General features: G+C 63.6%; 11 protein-coding genes. 2 read left to right on the top strand and 9 right to left on the bottom strand.

The genetic code is table 11. The features are described 5' to 3' along the window. Nucleotides 1-377: 377 nt before the first annotated feature. From ABS88_RS17190 to traA, 8 genes are all read right to left on the bottom strand, one after another. Nucleotides 378-1,334 (bottom strand): amidohydrolase family protein, encoded by a 957-nt coding sequence (locus ABS88_RS17190; RefSeq protein ID WP_286750204.1) that lies wholly within the window; start codon nt 1,332-1,334, stop codon nt 378-380. Next, on the bottom strand, nt 1,331-2,734 hold the full coding sequence (locus ABS88_RS17185; RefSeq protein ID WP_286750203.1) for an MFS transporter: 1,404 nt from the start codon (nt 2,732-2,734) through the stop codon (nt 1,331-1,333). Before ABS88_RS17185 ends, ABS88_RS17190 begins: the two co-directional genes overlap by 4 nt. Nucleotides 2,735-2,814: 80 nt before the next feature. Continuing rightward, nucleotides 2,815-3,126 (bottom strand): DUF4387 domain-containing protein, encoded by a 312-nt coding sequence (locus ABS88_RS17180; RefSeq protein WP_286750202.1) that lies wholly within the window; start codon nt 3,124-3,126, stop codon nt 2,815-2,817. Further along, nucleotides 3,123-4,529 carry an acyclic terpene utilization AtuA family protein gene (locus ABS88_RS17175; protein ID WP_286750201.1) on the bottom strand — a complete coding sequence of 469 codons (1,407 nt, stop codon included), beginning with the start codon at nt 4,527-4,529 and terminating at the stop codon, nt 3,123-3,125. The genes ABS88_RS17180 and ABS88_RS17175 overlap by 4 nt, the downstream gene beginning before the upstream one ends. Beyond that, nucleotides 4,529-7,471 carry a TonB-dependent receptor domain-containing protein gene (locus tag ABS88_RS17170; RefSeq protein WP_286750200.1) on the bottom strand — a complete coding sequence of 981 codons (2,943 nt, stop codon included), beginning with the start codon at nt 7,469-7,471 and terminating at the stop codon, nt 4,529-4,531. The genes ABS88_RS17175 and ABS88_RS17170 overlap by 1 nt, the downstream gene beginning before the upstream one ends. A gap of 171 nt (nt 7,472-7,642) precedes the next feature. Further along, a complete protein-coding gene (locus ABS88_RS17165; RefSeq protein WP_286750199.1) occupies nt 7,643-8,821 on the bottom strand; it encodes a citrate/2-methylcitrate synthase in 1,179 nt (392 codons plus the stop codon). A 236-nt stretch (nt 8,822-9,057) separates the two neighbouring features. Then, the gene (locus ABS88_RS17160; protein ID WP_286750198.1) at nt 9,058-9,765 is read right to left on the bottom strand and encodes a DUF6118 family protein; all 708 of its coding nucleotides are present in this window, start codon (nt 9,763-9,765) and stop codon (nt 9,058-9,060) included. 11 nt (nt 9,766-9,776) lie between these two features. Beyond that, nucleotides 9,777-12,695 carry a Ti-type conjugative transfer relaxase TraA gene (gene traA / locus ABS88_RS17155; protein WP_286750197.1) on the bottom strand — a complete coding sequence of 973 codons (2,919 nt, stop codon included), beginning with the start codon at nt 12,693-12,695 and terminating at the stop codon, nt 9,777-9,779. A gap of 160 nt (nt 12,696-12,855) precedes the next feature. Here traA and ABS88_RS17150 point away from each other — a divergent pair, with 160 nt between their 5' ends. Together ABS88_RS17150 and ABS88_RS17145 are read left to right on the top strand one after the other, a co-directional pair. After that, nucleotides 12,856-13,161: a conjugal transfer protein TraD gene (locus tag ABS88_RS17150; protein WP_286750196.1), complete on the top strand. Its 306-nt coding sequence runs from the start codon at nt 12,856-12,858 to the stop codon at nt 13,159-13,161. Between the two features lie 37 nt (nt 13,162-13,198). After that, a complete protein-coding gene (locus ABS88_RS17145; protein ID WP_286750195.1) occupies nt 13,199-13,414 on the top strand; it encodes a conjugal transfer protein TraD in 216 nt (71 codons plus the stop codon). Nucleotides 13,415-13,433: 19 nt separating this feature from the next. Here the strand turns inward: ABS88_RS17145 and ABS88_RS17140 are convergent, their stop codons facing one another. Then, on the bottom strand, nt 13,434-13,856 hold the full coding sequence (locus ABS88_RS17140) for a TIGR02391 family protein (RefSeq protein ID WP_286750194.1): 423 nt from the start codon (nt 13,854-13,856) through the stop codon (nt 13,434-13,436). Nucleotides 13,857-13,899: the final 43 nt, after the last annotated feature.

Here is a 13,899-nt window from a genome sequence, read left to right as displayed (position 1 = left end):
AGCGCAAGGCCATCTTCAACAAACCAGCATCATATTATCCGAAAAGGGGGTCCCTCTTCGACGCCGATCGGGGGTCCCTTTTGAACGCCGTTTGACACCGAGATATGCCAACACGCCCCACGGATAATGTGGGAACACTTGTGGTATCAGTTTTAGGGGAATTTGAAATTCTCGCGCAAAATCAACGCGATAAACCGCTTGACTGGTGACCCCTACGGGCACCCAGTTTCCGTGGCAAGGTATTGAGTTTACGGCAGTATTCGCTTTAAGTGGCTCTCTCATACCATCACAAGTGCCAACGGTCCAGCGGGATTGCCTGGAACTGAACGAAGTCTCTGGAGAGATTCTCCTTCCCGCCTTGCCACGGCCCCGTTCGATTATCCTTTTGGTTCGAAGCCATAGAGGGCTTCGGGATTGGTCACGAGTATCCGCTGGCGGTCGGCCTCGTCCTGTACCCAGGACGCAAGGAGGTCGAAGAGAAGCGCATCGTCAGGTTTGATCGCTTCAGTCGCATGGGGCCAGTCGCTTCCCCAAACCAGCCGCTCAGGATTCGCCCGACAGAAAGCGCGGGCGACCCGGCTCGCATCCTCATAGCATGGCGGCCCCTTCTCCGTGTTGAGATAGGCGCCGCTGAGTTTCAGCCACGCTTTTCCGCTGTCGAGCAAGCCGACGATCGTCGCATAGGCCGGATGTTCGATGCCCTCCCTTGGCGGCAGGCGGCCCATATGATCAATGACCAGCGGGCAAGGCAGGCGCCCCAGCATATCCCCCGCCGCCGCGATCTGGTCCCCGAGCGCGTGAAGCTGGATATGCCAGCCGAGGTCGGCGATCCGTCGTGCGACAGGTTCGATCATGTCGAGCGTCGTGACGGCGTCGGCGGGGTTCCAGACGCTGAAGCGCAGGCCCCGGACTCCGGCCGCGTCGAGCCGCCTATATTCGTCCATCGGCGTGTCGGGCGGCAGGACGCCGATGCCGCGCCCGTCCGGTCCCATCTGCCGGAGCGCGTCGATCAGGCAGTCATGGTCCATGCCGTGGATCTTGGTCTGGACGATCACCGCGCGCCGCGTGCCGATGCGGCGCTGAAGCAGGCGATAATCGGCAAGCGTCGCGCCCGCGAAGCGCGCCGGAAAATCGGCGCGGAACCGTGCGTCGGCGATATGGATGTGGCTGTCGCAGGCACCCGCCGGGGCGACGAGGCGCGGCGGGGCGGTTCCGGCGGAATGCGGCACCGCGACCGGTTCGACCGCGATGCTTTGCGAAGGCAGCAGCGATGCGCCCGCGCCGAGGGCGGCGGCGCGCAGGAGGCTGCGCCGCGTCACCTGCGGCCCGCTCATCGCGCGGCCTCACGGCGTGCGCGCAACGCTTCGAGGTTCGCCGAATGGGCCGTCTCGTCGAGGCGGAAGATCAGGAGCATCGCGATCGCGCCGCCATAGATCAGGATGATCGTCGGCACGAAAATCGCCCCCATGGTCCACAGCGCATCGGCGGAGACGTCGCCAGGCCGCACTTGCTGCGACAGACCGGCCGCCGTCAGGATCAGGCTGGCGAAGAAGACCCCCGCGCCCGCCGTCGTCTTCTTCAGCACATTGTCCACCGACACGAGCAGGCCTTCGGACCGGCGGCCCGTCTTCACTTCGCTGTCCTCGGCGACGTCCATGATCATCGAGGTGATCGCGACGGTGCTCATCAGCGTGAGCGCCTGAACCGCAACCGTCTCCGCGATCTGGATCGCGACGATGGCCGGACTGCCGTTCACGGGCAACAGGCCGAGGAGGCGAAGCGAGACGGCGGCGATCGACGCCACGATCAACGCCGCGAACATGCCGACGGCCGCCTGTCGTTTGCCGAACATCCGCGTGAGCCACGGCCCGCCCGATATCCCGATCAGGGCCGCGACCATCCCCGCGATCGGGAGCCAGCTGAGCTGGAGCGGCGTCAGTTCCCAGAAATAGATCTGGAAATAGGTCGCGAGCCCGCCGACCATGCCCGTCGCGATCGCCGTGAACAGGCCCGCGCCGTTCGCAAGCCAGAGCGAACGGTTGGCGAGCGTCTCGCCAAGCTCGCGAACGAGCAGGCGCGGCGTGAGCTTGCGAGTCGGCGCGCTGTAAAGCCAGGGAATCCGGCGGTGCGTGCTGATCGCGGAGATCAGGATGGCGATGGCGATGAGCGTCCCGGCGAGCAGGCCGTAGGAACCATAATTGTCGCGGACGAAAACGCCCCCTTCGGCGTCCGAGAAATAGAAGCGATAGGCGATCCACACCATCCCGAGGCCGCCGAGAAAAGTGAAGAAATAGCGGCAGGCGATCAGCGTGGTGCGGCGATGATAGTCGGGAGTGAGTTCCGCCGTCAGGGCGGAGGCCGGAACCTCGAAGAAGGTATCGATGAACCGCACGGCGATCACGCAGGCGGTCATATAGGCGAGCAGCGCCGGGTTCGACCATCCGTCCGGAGGCGACCAGAGCATGTAGAACAACAGGCCATAGGGGATGGCGGAAGCATACATGAAGGGATGCCGCCGCCCCCAGCGGCTGCGGAAATTGTCGGAGATTTGTCCGATCACGGGATCGAGGATGCCGTCGATCACCAACGTGATCGCGAGCGCCGATCCGACCCATGTCGCGGGCAGGCCGACCACTTGGCTGTAGAAGAGCAGCAGGAACGTCGAAATGCTGCGGTTCTTGATGCCGTTCGACGCGGATCCCAAGCCGTAGAGCAGCATCTGGGGCCACGTCATCGGCGGCGGATTCAGTGCCGTGGTCCCGCTGGACCCGTCGCCAGAGATCGCACTTTGCTCGGTCTTTGCCATGGACGCTATCAGGGGATCATGATTGACATGAGCGGCGCATGTTGCTGTCCGCCGTGCATGTCGGCGTCGCCGATGTCGCCCTGTATTCTCGGCCGTGGAATACTGAACTTGAAGGCGAGCGCGTTGGGGCATTCGAAAAAGCGCACGTCGCCGATGGGGCAGCCATAAAGCGCGGCAAAATTGGCGGCAGAGAGCTTTCCGGACGCCTTCACGCGGTCATAGTCGGCCTGGCTGGGCAGCATGATGTCGAAGGTCAGCACGAACGGACCCGCATTCTTGCTGCGGATCAGGCTGGCGATTTCACTCAATGGGCGCGTCATTTCGATTCTCCCATGTCCTGAATGTCGAGGCGGAACATGTCGCGCCAGTCATCGGGGCGCACGACATGGTTGAGGTTGAAGCGCCATACGGGGCCGCGCTCGATCTCCGCCGGGTTGTGAAGGCAGGCGAAGCCGGTGATCGCCCCCTTCCATTCCGGGATGGGGGCATGAAGCAAGGGCTGACGGCACAGCTTGACGATCTGCGTCGCCAAATCCTGCGTCGGCGCCGTGACCTCGGTGACGATGCCGACTTCGTGCGGAGTGGCCAATTCGGTTTCCAATGCGCCCATCACGGCGTTTTTGCCATAGACGTGGAAGACGATCCTATAATCCTCCCGCTTCACTGCATCGCCCAGCACGCGCGCGACCGAATGATGCACATGCGCGGTGATCGTATCGAGCCACTCGTCGAGTTGGCGAAGGATATAGGGATCGCGGACGCCGCCGATCATGATGCTCTGATAACCGACCTGCTCGGCGCCTTCGAGCTTGACGGTGAACGGCTTGTCGCGAAAGCCGCTGCCGCGCACGCGCACACCGGTTTCACTGGCCTGTTCGAAAGTCGCATGGGACAGATCGAGAATCCCCGAACATTCCGTGTGAAGATAGGGATCGCTGCTTTCATAGAGGCTGTGCGCCGCGACGCTGAGCGGTGTGCAGCGCAGTCCGTCCCCGATGACGTCGATCACCATTTCGTCTTGCCGGACCATGCCGAGGATGATCCCCTTGCCCGACGTTTCGCAGGCCAGTGGTCCGCATTCGGCGACCTTGCCTGCGTGCCACGACAATCCTTCGGGAAGGCCGTGCATGATCGGAAAGGCGGCGAAGAGAGCGGGGTCGCTGCAACGCCCGGCGATGACGATGTCGGCGCCTTCGGCCAGCGCGGCCTGCAACGGTTCGACGCCCATCATGCCGACGACCCGGCTGCTGCGGTCGAAGATATCCTCATCGATCGCGGGCGCCGGGTTCAACGCCTCGATCCGCCCCGCGCGATAGAGGCTTTTCAGATAGGCTGGATCCTGCTGGGATTTCAGCACCGCGACGCGCTTGACCCATCCCTGTTCGGCGAGGATTTCGCGGACGATATCGACCATCCAGTCGACGTGGACGTCCGCCCCGGCGGTGCCGACCGATCCGACCAGAACCGGGATGCCCGCCGCGTTTCCGGCGCGCAGCATCGCCGCCATGTCGCTCTTGATCGCCGCGCGGGGAAAGGCCGCGCGCCCGCTGCCCAGCGCGAAGGGGCCGGCATCGGTGGTGCCGGCGTCGCAAGCGATGAAATGCGGTTTCGTCTCCAGGCTCTTCATCAGCTTCGGCTCGTCGATGCCGACCCCGACCATGCCCGTGGCGGCGACGAAACGCACTTCTTCGAGTGGCTTTTCCACCTTGAATTGGCTGCCCATCAGAAACGCGCCTTTGCTGAAATGTAGAAGCGTCGCCCGACGAGATCATATGTGAAGGGGTCGGTCGCATAGGCGCCGATCAAGCTGTCGTTGAGCGTCGGGGGCTTGCGGTCGAACAGGTTGACGATGCCGCCGCGCAGTTCGAAATTCTCTGCGACGTTGGCCGACAGGTCGAGATCGAAATAGCTGACGGACGGGACGCCGTGAAGCGTACCCGCGGTGCCGACGTTCCGCGCGTTCGCCATCTTGCCGAGATAGCGCCAGCGCAGCAGCGCCCCCAACCTGTCGCCCGACCAGCCGATGGAACTCGTCGCCTTCCAGCGCGGTTTGGCGGTGCCGAAGAAGTCGATCTGCTGGTTCCCGATCGTGCCTGCATAGTCCAGCGTCGTGCCGCCGGGCAGCGTCTGAATCTTGAAGCTGTCGAGGTAGCTGACGACCGTGGCGAGGTTGAGGCGCCCGGATCCGTCGCCGAGCCCCAGCTCGTCGAGCGGGATCGACCAGTCCGCCGCGACGTCGATACCGCTCGTCTTGTATCCGCCGAGGTTCAGTTGCGGGTTGACGATGTTGGTGATCAGGCCCGTGTTCGGGTCGCGCGTCATCAGGCTGCAAAAATAGTTGCTCTCGCTATAGCCGCTGTTCACGGCCGGGTTGAAGCATTGCGATGCCGCGACCGTGTTGGTGACGACGCCGATCGCGTCCTTCAGCCGGATGTTGTAATAATCGACCGACAGCGACAACCGCGCGAACAGCGGGTTGGAGGCCGTCGAGCGGAAGACGGCGCCGATCGACCAAGTGTCGGCGGTTTCGGGCTTCAGATCGAGATTGCCCGACGTCGTGAAAGGCGTGCGGGACACCGTATTCTGGAAACTGTCGATCACCACCGTCGGAACGCCCTGTGCAAGGCACAGCGCACGGACCTGCGCCGCGTCGCCGCCCGTCCGATAGGCCCCGCGTACGTCGCAGGGATCGCCCGAACCGAGGCTGCCGGGGGCGCCGAGGTTGAACAGGCCGTTGGTGACGGCGGTATAGAGTTCGCCGACGCTGGGTGCGCGGACCGCACGGGCATAGCCGCCGCGTAGCTTGAGCCAGTCGGTCAGGCCCCAGTCGGCGCTGGCCTTGTAGGTGTCGACCCCACCGCTGACCTTGTAATCCGAATGGCGGAAGCCGAGGTTGAGCGTCAGTTCCTTCGCGAAAAAGGCGTCGCGCACGATCGGCACGAGCAGTTCGCCATAGATTTCCTTGACCGTGTCAGAACCGGCAGACGGATAGATGGGAAGATAATTGGCAAGCTCGCCCGTACGGATGAGCGCATCGGGTTCGAAGGAATAGGAGTTGCGGCGATAATCGGCGCCCAGCGCGAAGCGTACCTCGCCCGCGGGCAGGGTCGCTATGCCGCCCTGGACGTTGGCCTCGACGATCGTCTGCTCCAGTTCGGTGCGGTTGTGCGCGTCGCGCTTGATATAGGCGAGGCAGGATTGCGACAGCGTGGAGACGTCCACGAAATTATAGCCGCCCGCGCACAGGCTCGCGCCGCCATCCGGGGCGCTGACGAGGCGCTGGATCGCCAGCGAACTGAGATAGTTGCGCTGATATTGATTAAGGACGGTGCGGCCGTGCGACGCATGGACGTTCCACGTCAGATTGGTTCCGATCCGCCCCTCAGCGCCGCCGGTGATCTGGAAGACGTCATAGACATTCTCTTCGTGGCGATTGCCCGCCGGAACGACGGCTTGCGCGATCAGGAAGTCGGCCGTCGAATTGGGACGCGAATCAAGGATCGTCCGCAGGTCGGGCGAGATAAAGGGATTGGTCATCGGCACCGCGATCGGCAAGCTCGACACCGATCCGACGACGAGCGGATTGCCCTGCGTCGTCGCCTTGTAATGGGTGTAGAGGCCTTCGAGGAAGACGCGCGTGCCGCCTTCGAACTCATAGTCGATATGGCCCATTGCATTGTAGCGCGTGAGGGGCACCTGAGCGAGGAAATAGTCCCCGGCGATCGTGTACACATTGTTGTTATAGACGCGATAGGGCGAACTCCGCGACCCGCGATAGTTGATGGCCCCCGTGCCGACATACAGCGTGCCGTCGGTGTTGAGCGACAGGGTTGACGACCGGCTGACGGTACCGGTGACGCCATATCCGCCGAACACCGAATTGAAGGCAGCCTGCGTCGGCAGGTTGGTCGCCACCGCCGTGATCAGGCCACCCGGATGGTTGGTCGAAAGAACCTGGCCCGCGAGATAATCGCGGCTGACGAACGACACGGGGCCGCGATCCGAAAAGTTCAGCGACAGCCACGCATTGCCGCTCTTGTCGGCAAAATCGCTGCCCATCGTGATGCCGACGCTGTTGTTCGCGCCGTCGCCACGAAAGGTGCTGGCCACGGTCCCGTCCAGTTGCACGCCGGCGAAGCGTTTCTTGAGCTTGATATTCACGACGCCCGACACGGCGTCCGAACCATAGGTCGACGATGCGCCGCCGGTGATGATCTCGATATTGTCGATCAGCGCCGCTGGAATGAGGTTGAGGTCGACCGAACCGTCATTGCCCGAAGGCTGCATACGGCGTCCGTTGACCAGCACGAGCGTGCGCTGCTGCCCCAGTCCGCGCAGGTTGACGTTGGCCTGACCCGCGCGCGAGTTGAAGTTCGACGAGGAACTCGCTGATGTCGTGACTTGCGGCAGCGTGTTGAGCGATTGCTCCAGCGTCGTCGCGCCCGTCGTCGCAAGGATATCGCTGCCCACGGTGACAATGGGACTTTCGGACGAATAGTCGCGCCGCGCGATGCGCGAACCCGTGACGATGATTTCTCGATCCGTGGAGTTGGCCTCGCTCGATTCATCCTGCGCCGCCGTGTCGGCGCCCTGCGCCATGGCGGCCGTGGCCGCGAGCGACGAGACGGTGCAACTCAGAAGCACGGCGATTTTCAGAACACGCATATTCCACTCCCATTTTTTCGATCCGGCCTCTTGGTCCGGCTTCCGAGTCGCGGAATGTGGCCTGTCATCAATGTTGTCAATCTTGACAGTTATTGTCGATGTATAACCTTCGAGACGCGCGCCATCGAGCGGCGGCGGCGCCGCGCGGGCTGATGCTTTGAAAATATCGGGTCAGCGGGGCTTGGCGGGAGGCAGTTCGCCGCGATAGACGGCCGATGGGACGACGTCCGCGGCGCCGAGCGATTGCTCGATCGAATGAGCCACCCATCCGGCGCAGCGCCCCAATATGTAGAGGATACGGTGGCGTTCCAGTCCCGCAAGCTGGCTGAAGAGGATGTTCGCGAGTGCGAAACTGGGCGAAAGGTCGAGCGATTCGCGCACGATCACGCGGGCTTCCCGGAACTTCCCGAACAGCGCCGTTCCGCCGTAGACGGCGGCGAGGCCTTCCAGCAGCGCCTCGGCGCGCGGATCGTGATTCACATAGGGGTAGGGCGAATCGAAACCGGGGATGCCCGCACCTTCGCGAAGCCGACGCACGACGACGGAGTGGGCATCCGGACTTTCGTCGATCTCGCGCAGCCATTGCCAGATGCCCTGCGTCCGCCCGAGCCTGCTGCGGTGGCCTGACGTGATGGCAAGACCCGCGATGATGGACCGATAGGGTGTCACGCCCGTGCTTGCGACGGATCGGACGGCGTGAGTACCCGCCCCGAACCCATGGTCGGCCGACAGCACGAGGATGCGTCGAATGATGTCGGAGATTTCGGCGGGTGCGCTCAAAAAGGCCGCCACCTGTTCATGCAGAGGCGCCGAAGAAGGGTGTTCCGCGTCCGTCAGGATCGCGGCATACCAGCGCAGCACATCAGCGCCAGTGCGGCACATGCCCGCGTGGCTGAGGTCGAAGGCGCGCGGATTGGCCTGTTCCAGAAACGGCAGCAGCGCGATGGCCTTGTCGGTCGTGGGGGCGTGGGCAATCAGCTTGCCCAGGCTTTCGATCTCGCGCGGCACGACGGGGACGGTCGGGGCGAAAGCCGACGCTTCGTCGGCCTGCCACAGCAGCGCCGCGACTTCTTCTAGGCTGTGCGTTTCCGACAGCTCGATGGCGTTGCGACCGCGATAATAGGGCGCCGACGGCGTCAGCAGCGTGATGTCGGTGTCGTCGATCCGCGGCGACGGCTCGCTGCGCCGCCCCAGCGTGGCCTTGACCTTCGCGATATCGGCCCGCCAGTATAGGCGGCTGCGCGTGCCGGGAATCTGGCGTGTGCGCAGGCCCTTTCGGCTCACATAGGAATAGAGCGTGTTGAGCGTGACACCGAGTTCGTTCGCGGCCTCCTGCGCCGTGGCGAACAATTCCTCTCCTTCGGGAATCGGTTCTGGCTTCTGCTCTGACAAATTTGGCTCCGGGACGATTGAATACGGGGCATAGCCCATCGGTGCGATGTGTGGCGCGGCGGGGCGCGGCGATCAAGTACCGATGGAATGCCCGCAATCCATGACAGATAATGTGAACGCGAAACCAGCGATAATATGAACTTAAGGTCCGTTCTCGCCGTTCTCGATACCCAAAACGGCCTGGCTGCCAGGGGTCATGGTCTGACTTTGACGGTACATTGCACCGCTTCCGTCCCATTCACGGCGGCTCTGCGACATTTGCCGATGGCATCCCGGTTGTCCTGCACGAGCGCATTGGAGAACAGAACGGTTTGCCAGCGTTCCGGCTCGGCTGTGGCAAGCAGGCGTTCCCCGGCCGTCCAGCGGTCAAGGTCCAGAGTCCGCGCTGCCATCCGTTCGGGCAAATGCCAGCTCGTCGGCATGGCGTGGGCTATGAAGCCGGGAACGATCGCGCATAGAACGATGCCTGCGAGCGCGCCGCCGATCCCCCATATGTGGCGCTTGCGTCGCTGGTCGCGTGCATCGGCCACCTTGCCTTCAAGATATTCGATCCGGGCCGCTGCCTTGTTTAGCCGCTCCACCGCCTGACCGATGGTTGCGGCATCCTGCGCGCGCGCCTTGGCGGCAGCGGCGGCGATCTGCTCGGCCATCGCGTCGGGGGTGAGCGTCATGGCGGGACGGCTGGCAAGCGTCTTGATGGCGGCTTTCATCTTGTCGAGAAGGTCGGCCATCTCGCCAAGCGTCTCGCTGTAATCGGGCGCTTCCTCCCGCTTGGCGACAAGGCCGCGTAGCAGGGTTTCGAGAAAATCGACCTTGGCGGAGAGTTCCGCAAAGGCCGCTTCTGCCGGGTTGGCATCAGGCGGCTGATCCTGCGGCGTGACGGTCGGCAAGCTGGTGTCCATGATCGTATCTCCTATCTGCTCATGCCAAGGTCACGGCCCCGGCTCATCTCGATGCCGACGCTGCTGGCGAGATCGTGGGAAAGCTGGCGGCCGGTCTCGATACCGATGCCGAGTTCCTGCTTGCGCCCGCGCAGGACGGATTCCACCTGCGCGTCGCGTTCGAGGCTTTTCGCCATCCCCGCCATCTGCTCGGACACTTTGCGCGCGCCCCGAAAGTCGCCGTCGCGCTGCAATTCCTCGCGGTGGGTATGAAGCTGCCGCCAACCCTCGACGAACCGATCCGCGCGCTTGTCGGGGTCGACGCGGATTTCCGCTTCAAGCTGCATGGCGCGCATAGCTTGGCGGACGCGTCCGCCCGCCGCGTCGGACGCCAGCGCAGGGTCGCGCTTGTAAGCCCGCTCCATGTCCTGTGCGCGGTGCTTGCCCGTCGCGTTCATGGCCTCACGCGCCTTGTCGAGTTCCGCGCGCTGGTGGGGCAGGACGGGCAAGCCCTTGTCCTGCATCTTCCAGATACTCGCGACGGCGCGAGCGTGGCGCTCGACCGCAAGCCGCCTGATCTTCTCCCACTCGGCCTGTGCTACCTTCGCCGGATCGGCAATGAGCGCGGGCGGACGGAAGTTGGCGAAGATGCCGCGTGACCGTTCCGACGCGACCGATGCCCCGCGATCCTGTCCGGGCAGGGAGAGGCGCAAGCCGTCGAAGATCCCGCGCGCATTCTCTGCGCCCGCGCGGGCGATTTCCGCGACACGCTCGCCAAAGCTGATGCCGCGCCGCTCGGCATATTCCTTGACCGGATCGACTTGGCGGTAGTCGCTCGCCATATCCTTGGTGCGTTCGCGGGATAGCGTGCGGACAAGGCGGGCCTCGTCCTTGAAGTCGTCGCGGCCATAATGCAGCGCCATGCCGTCGCGGTGGCGCGTCATGCCGACATAAGCGCCGTGCCGGTCCATCCCCGGCGTGGCGAGCATATGGGAGCGGTCCACGCTCATGCCCTGTGCCTTGTGGATGGTGGCGGCATAGCCGTGATCGACATGGGGATAATCCTTGGTGTCGAACGACACGGAACGCCCATCATCGGTGCGAACGGTCATGCCCCGCTGGTTGACCTGCTCGACGGTGCCTAGCGTGCCGTTCTTCACCTCAAGGCTGCGCTCGTTGCGAAGGAACATGATGCGGTCGCCCGATGCAAAGGCACGATCGCCGCGCTCGGTTTTCACGCGCACGTCATCGCCAAGCTCGCCCGCCTCTCGCATACGGTCGCGCGCCGCCTCGTTGAGTTCGCGCACCTCGTCATTGGTGTGGGTAAGAATAATCCGGGTTTGATCGGGCGCGTCGATGCGCTCGCGGTCCCAACGCTCGATAAGCTCGGCGCGGGCCTGCTCGCGCGTCTCAGCCGCGTGAACCATGCCCCGCTCGGCATAGGCCCGGATGGCTTCGCCGGTGCGCCCTATGGCAAGATGCCGGGTGGCGTCCTGCTGCCAGCCTTCATGCTGGCGGCGAACCTCCGTGATCTCGACGCCGCCATGCCGTTCATGGATCGCGCGGAACGCCGCCCCCGCCTCGATCGCCTGCAACTGCTGCGGGTCGCCTACCAGCACGACCTTTGCGCCCGCATCGGCGGCATGGGACAGCACACGCTCCATCTGGCGCGTACCGACCATGCCCGCCTCGTCGATCACCAGCACATCGCGGGACGTGAGCATATCGCGCCCCTGCGCCCAACCGTGTTCCATGCTGGCGATGGTGCGCGACGCGATGCCGGAACCGTTCTCCAACCCTTCCGCCGCGATCCCCGACAGCGCCGCCCCGCGCACCTCATACCCTCCGCGCTCCCACGCCTCCCGCGCCACGCCAAGCATCGCGCTCTTGCCGGTCCCAGCGTAACCGACGACGACGCTCAAGCCCCGCTCGCCGATCACATGCTCGAACGCTGCGCGCTGCTCGCCCGTCAACAACAGCCCACGCCCTTCCGCGCTTGCCAGTGCGGCGGCGCGTTCCTTCTCGTCCACGCGGTGCCGCTCGCGCTCGGCCATCAACTCCGATGCGCGCTGCAACCGCTGCTCGGTCTCGATCATGTCGCGCGATGTGAAGCGATCTTCGCCGCGCCCATCCTTGCCCAACGCAACAAGATCGGGCGACGCGCGAACGGCACTCATCGCCCGGTCGAATTGGTCTTTCCCGTCCGTATGGCGATGCACGAACATCGCCATATCGCGCCGCGTGAATGTCGCCTGTTGGTGCGTGATCGCATCCAGCGCGACGGAAGGGTCGGCAATGATTCGCTCGCCGTTGCGCTGCGCGGTGGCGCGGTGATCCTCGATGCGCTCGGACTCAAGCCCGCGTTCGCCCATGCGCTGCGCGGCGGGGCCGATCTTGTCTTGTGGCTCAAGATCGATGCCCTGCGCTTGCAAACTGCGATGGTCGATACGGGCGTCAATATCCAGTTCCGCAAGCCGGGTGTTGACATGATCGGCCCAACGCTCGCGCCATTGCTCGACAAGTTCGGTCTTGTTCCAGTCGCGTTCCTTCGCACCGAAACCCTGTTCGTTCACCGCGCGCATGGTCAGCATGACATGGGCATGGGGCTTCGCCAGCCCGTCCGCGCCAATGTCCCAATGCATATTCAAATCCGCGATCATGCCGCGTTCGACAAACTCAGCGCGCGCAAAATCCTGTGCGAGCGCGATACCCTGCGCCTGCGTCATCTCGCGCGGAATGGAGAACTCCACCTCGCGCGATAGCTGCGCGTCCTTGCGCTTCTCGGTTGCCTCGACCTCGTTCCAGAGGGTCGCGCGATCCGCGAAGCGTTCAGGCGCACCTTCGGGCAAGAGGATTTCCGAATGGACGACGCCCGACTTGTTCGTGAAGTCGTGGGCGCGGTCCAGCCGCTCGTCATGTAAGCGCTCGGCATCGCCATAGCGACATACCATCTACTGCCTTAAGCGCACGTCGGCACGACGTATAAGCGCGCCCTCCTCGAATAAAATCCGAGCAGGGACTAGGCGGTGCCAGACTGTCCCGGCGACTCTACTGCATCACCGCTGCCGTTCTTCTATCATAGGCGCATCGTCACACAATGGAGACTTTGCGATGCGGAAACCACGCGACTATGATTCGGAACTCAAAGCCCTTGCGGACAAGGCCAAGGCGATCAAGGAACGCCGCGTGCGCCAGCTTGGCGAACTGGTCGCGGCAACGGGTGCCGACGCGCTCGACGCTGAATTGCTGGCCGGGGCGCTGCTCGGTGCTGTTGCCAACAGCGACGCCGCGACAAGGGAGGGCTGGCGCAGGGTAGGCGCTGCCTTCTTTCGCGGCAAGCAACGCAAGCCTGCGCCGCGATCTGAACAACAGCTGGAAGGCGCTCTACCGCTCCAAGGCGGCGCGGCATCGCATTGAAGCCGCCAAGGCTAGGACTGACACGCGGGAATGGGTCGTGAAGCGCCGAGAGAGAACGCGGCATCTGATCGAACTCGGCGGCCTCGTCGTCAAGGCGGGGCTGGTCGATCTGACCGACGATGATCGCGCCACGATCTACGGCGCGTTTCTCGCCGTCGCGGACAGGCTGCGAGGCGAGGAACGCGGCAACGCGCTTGCCCTATGGCAGCGCAAAGGCAAGCGCGCGTTCGAGGCAGAAATAGCCGCGAAGTGAAGTGTGCACGATGCATCGATCAGGCGGCCTGATCCTTCTTACTTTTACCTGCTCCCAAGTCTGCGATCTTGGCTTTCCGCAGAAGATGTTGAGCAAACACTATCAGTTCTAGAGCTAACTCCGGATCATCTACCCATCCAAACTCATGTGTAGTTGGATTCCGGATTCCCAACATCGCGCCAGAAAATAATCTATGATAGCCCTTCTGCTCATCGATTTGCGAAGAAGTCTGCATCCCCGACCATTGCAGATGTGGTGCGTTGGGAGAAAAGACCTGCTCCATCAATGTGGTTCCGTTCTGCATGAGCGAAGGAACGCGATCGGCAACAAATTTATCAACAGCTTTATATGCCTCGGCCACAGACAAGTTATAATGGCCTGACATGAACAGATCGGCGGCCACGCCGCTTATTTCAGGTTCCGTAACAAGCCGTGCGAACACGCTTGCGGGTTCCGAACCCTCAGCAGTTGGGGAGGGAAGCGCT

Source organism: Sphingopyxis sp. SCN 67-31, from assembly GCF_001725095.1.
Note: the sequence above shows the minus strand (reverse complement) of the source record. Positions and strands in the feature narration are given on the sequence as shown.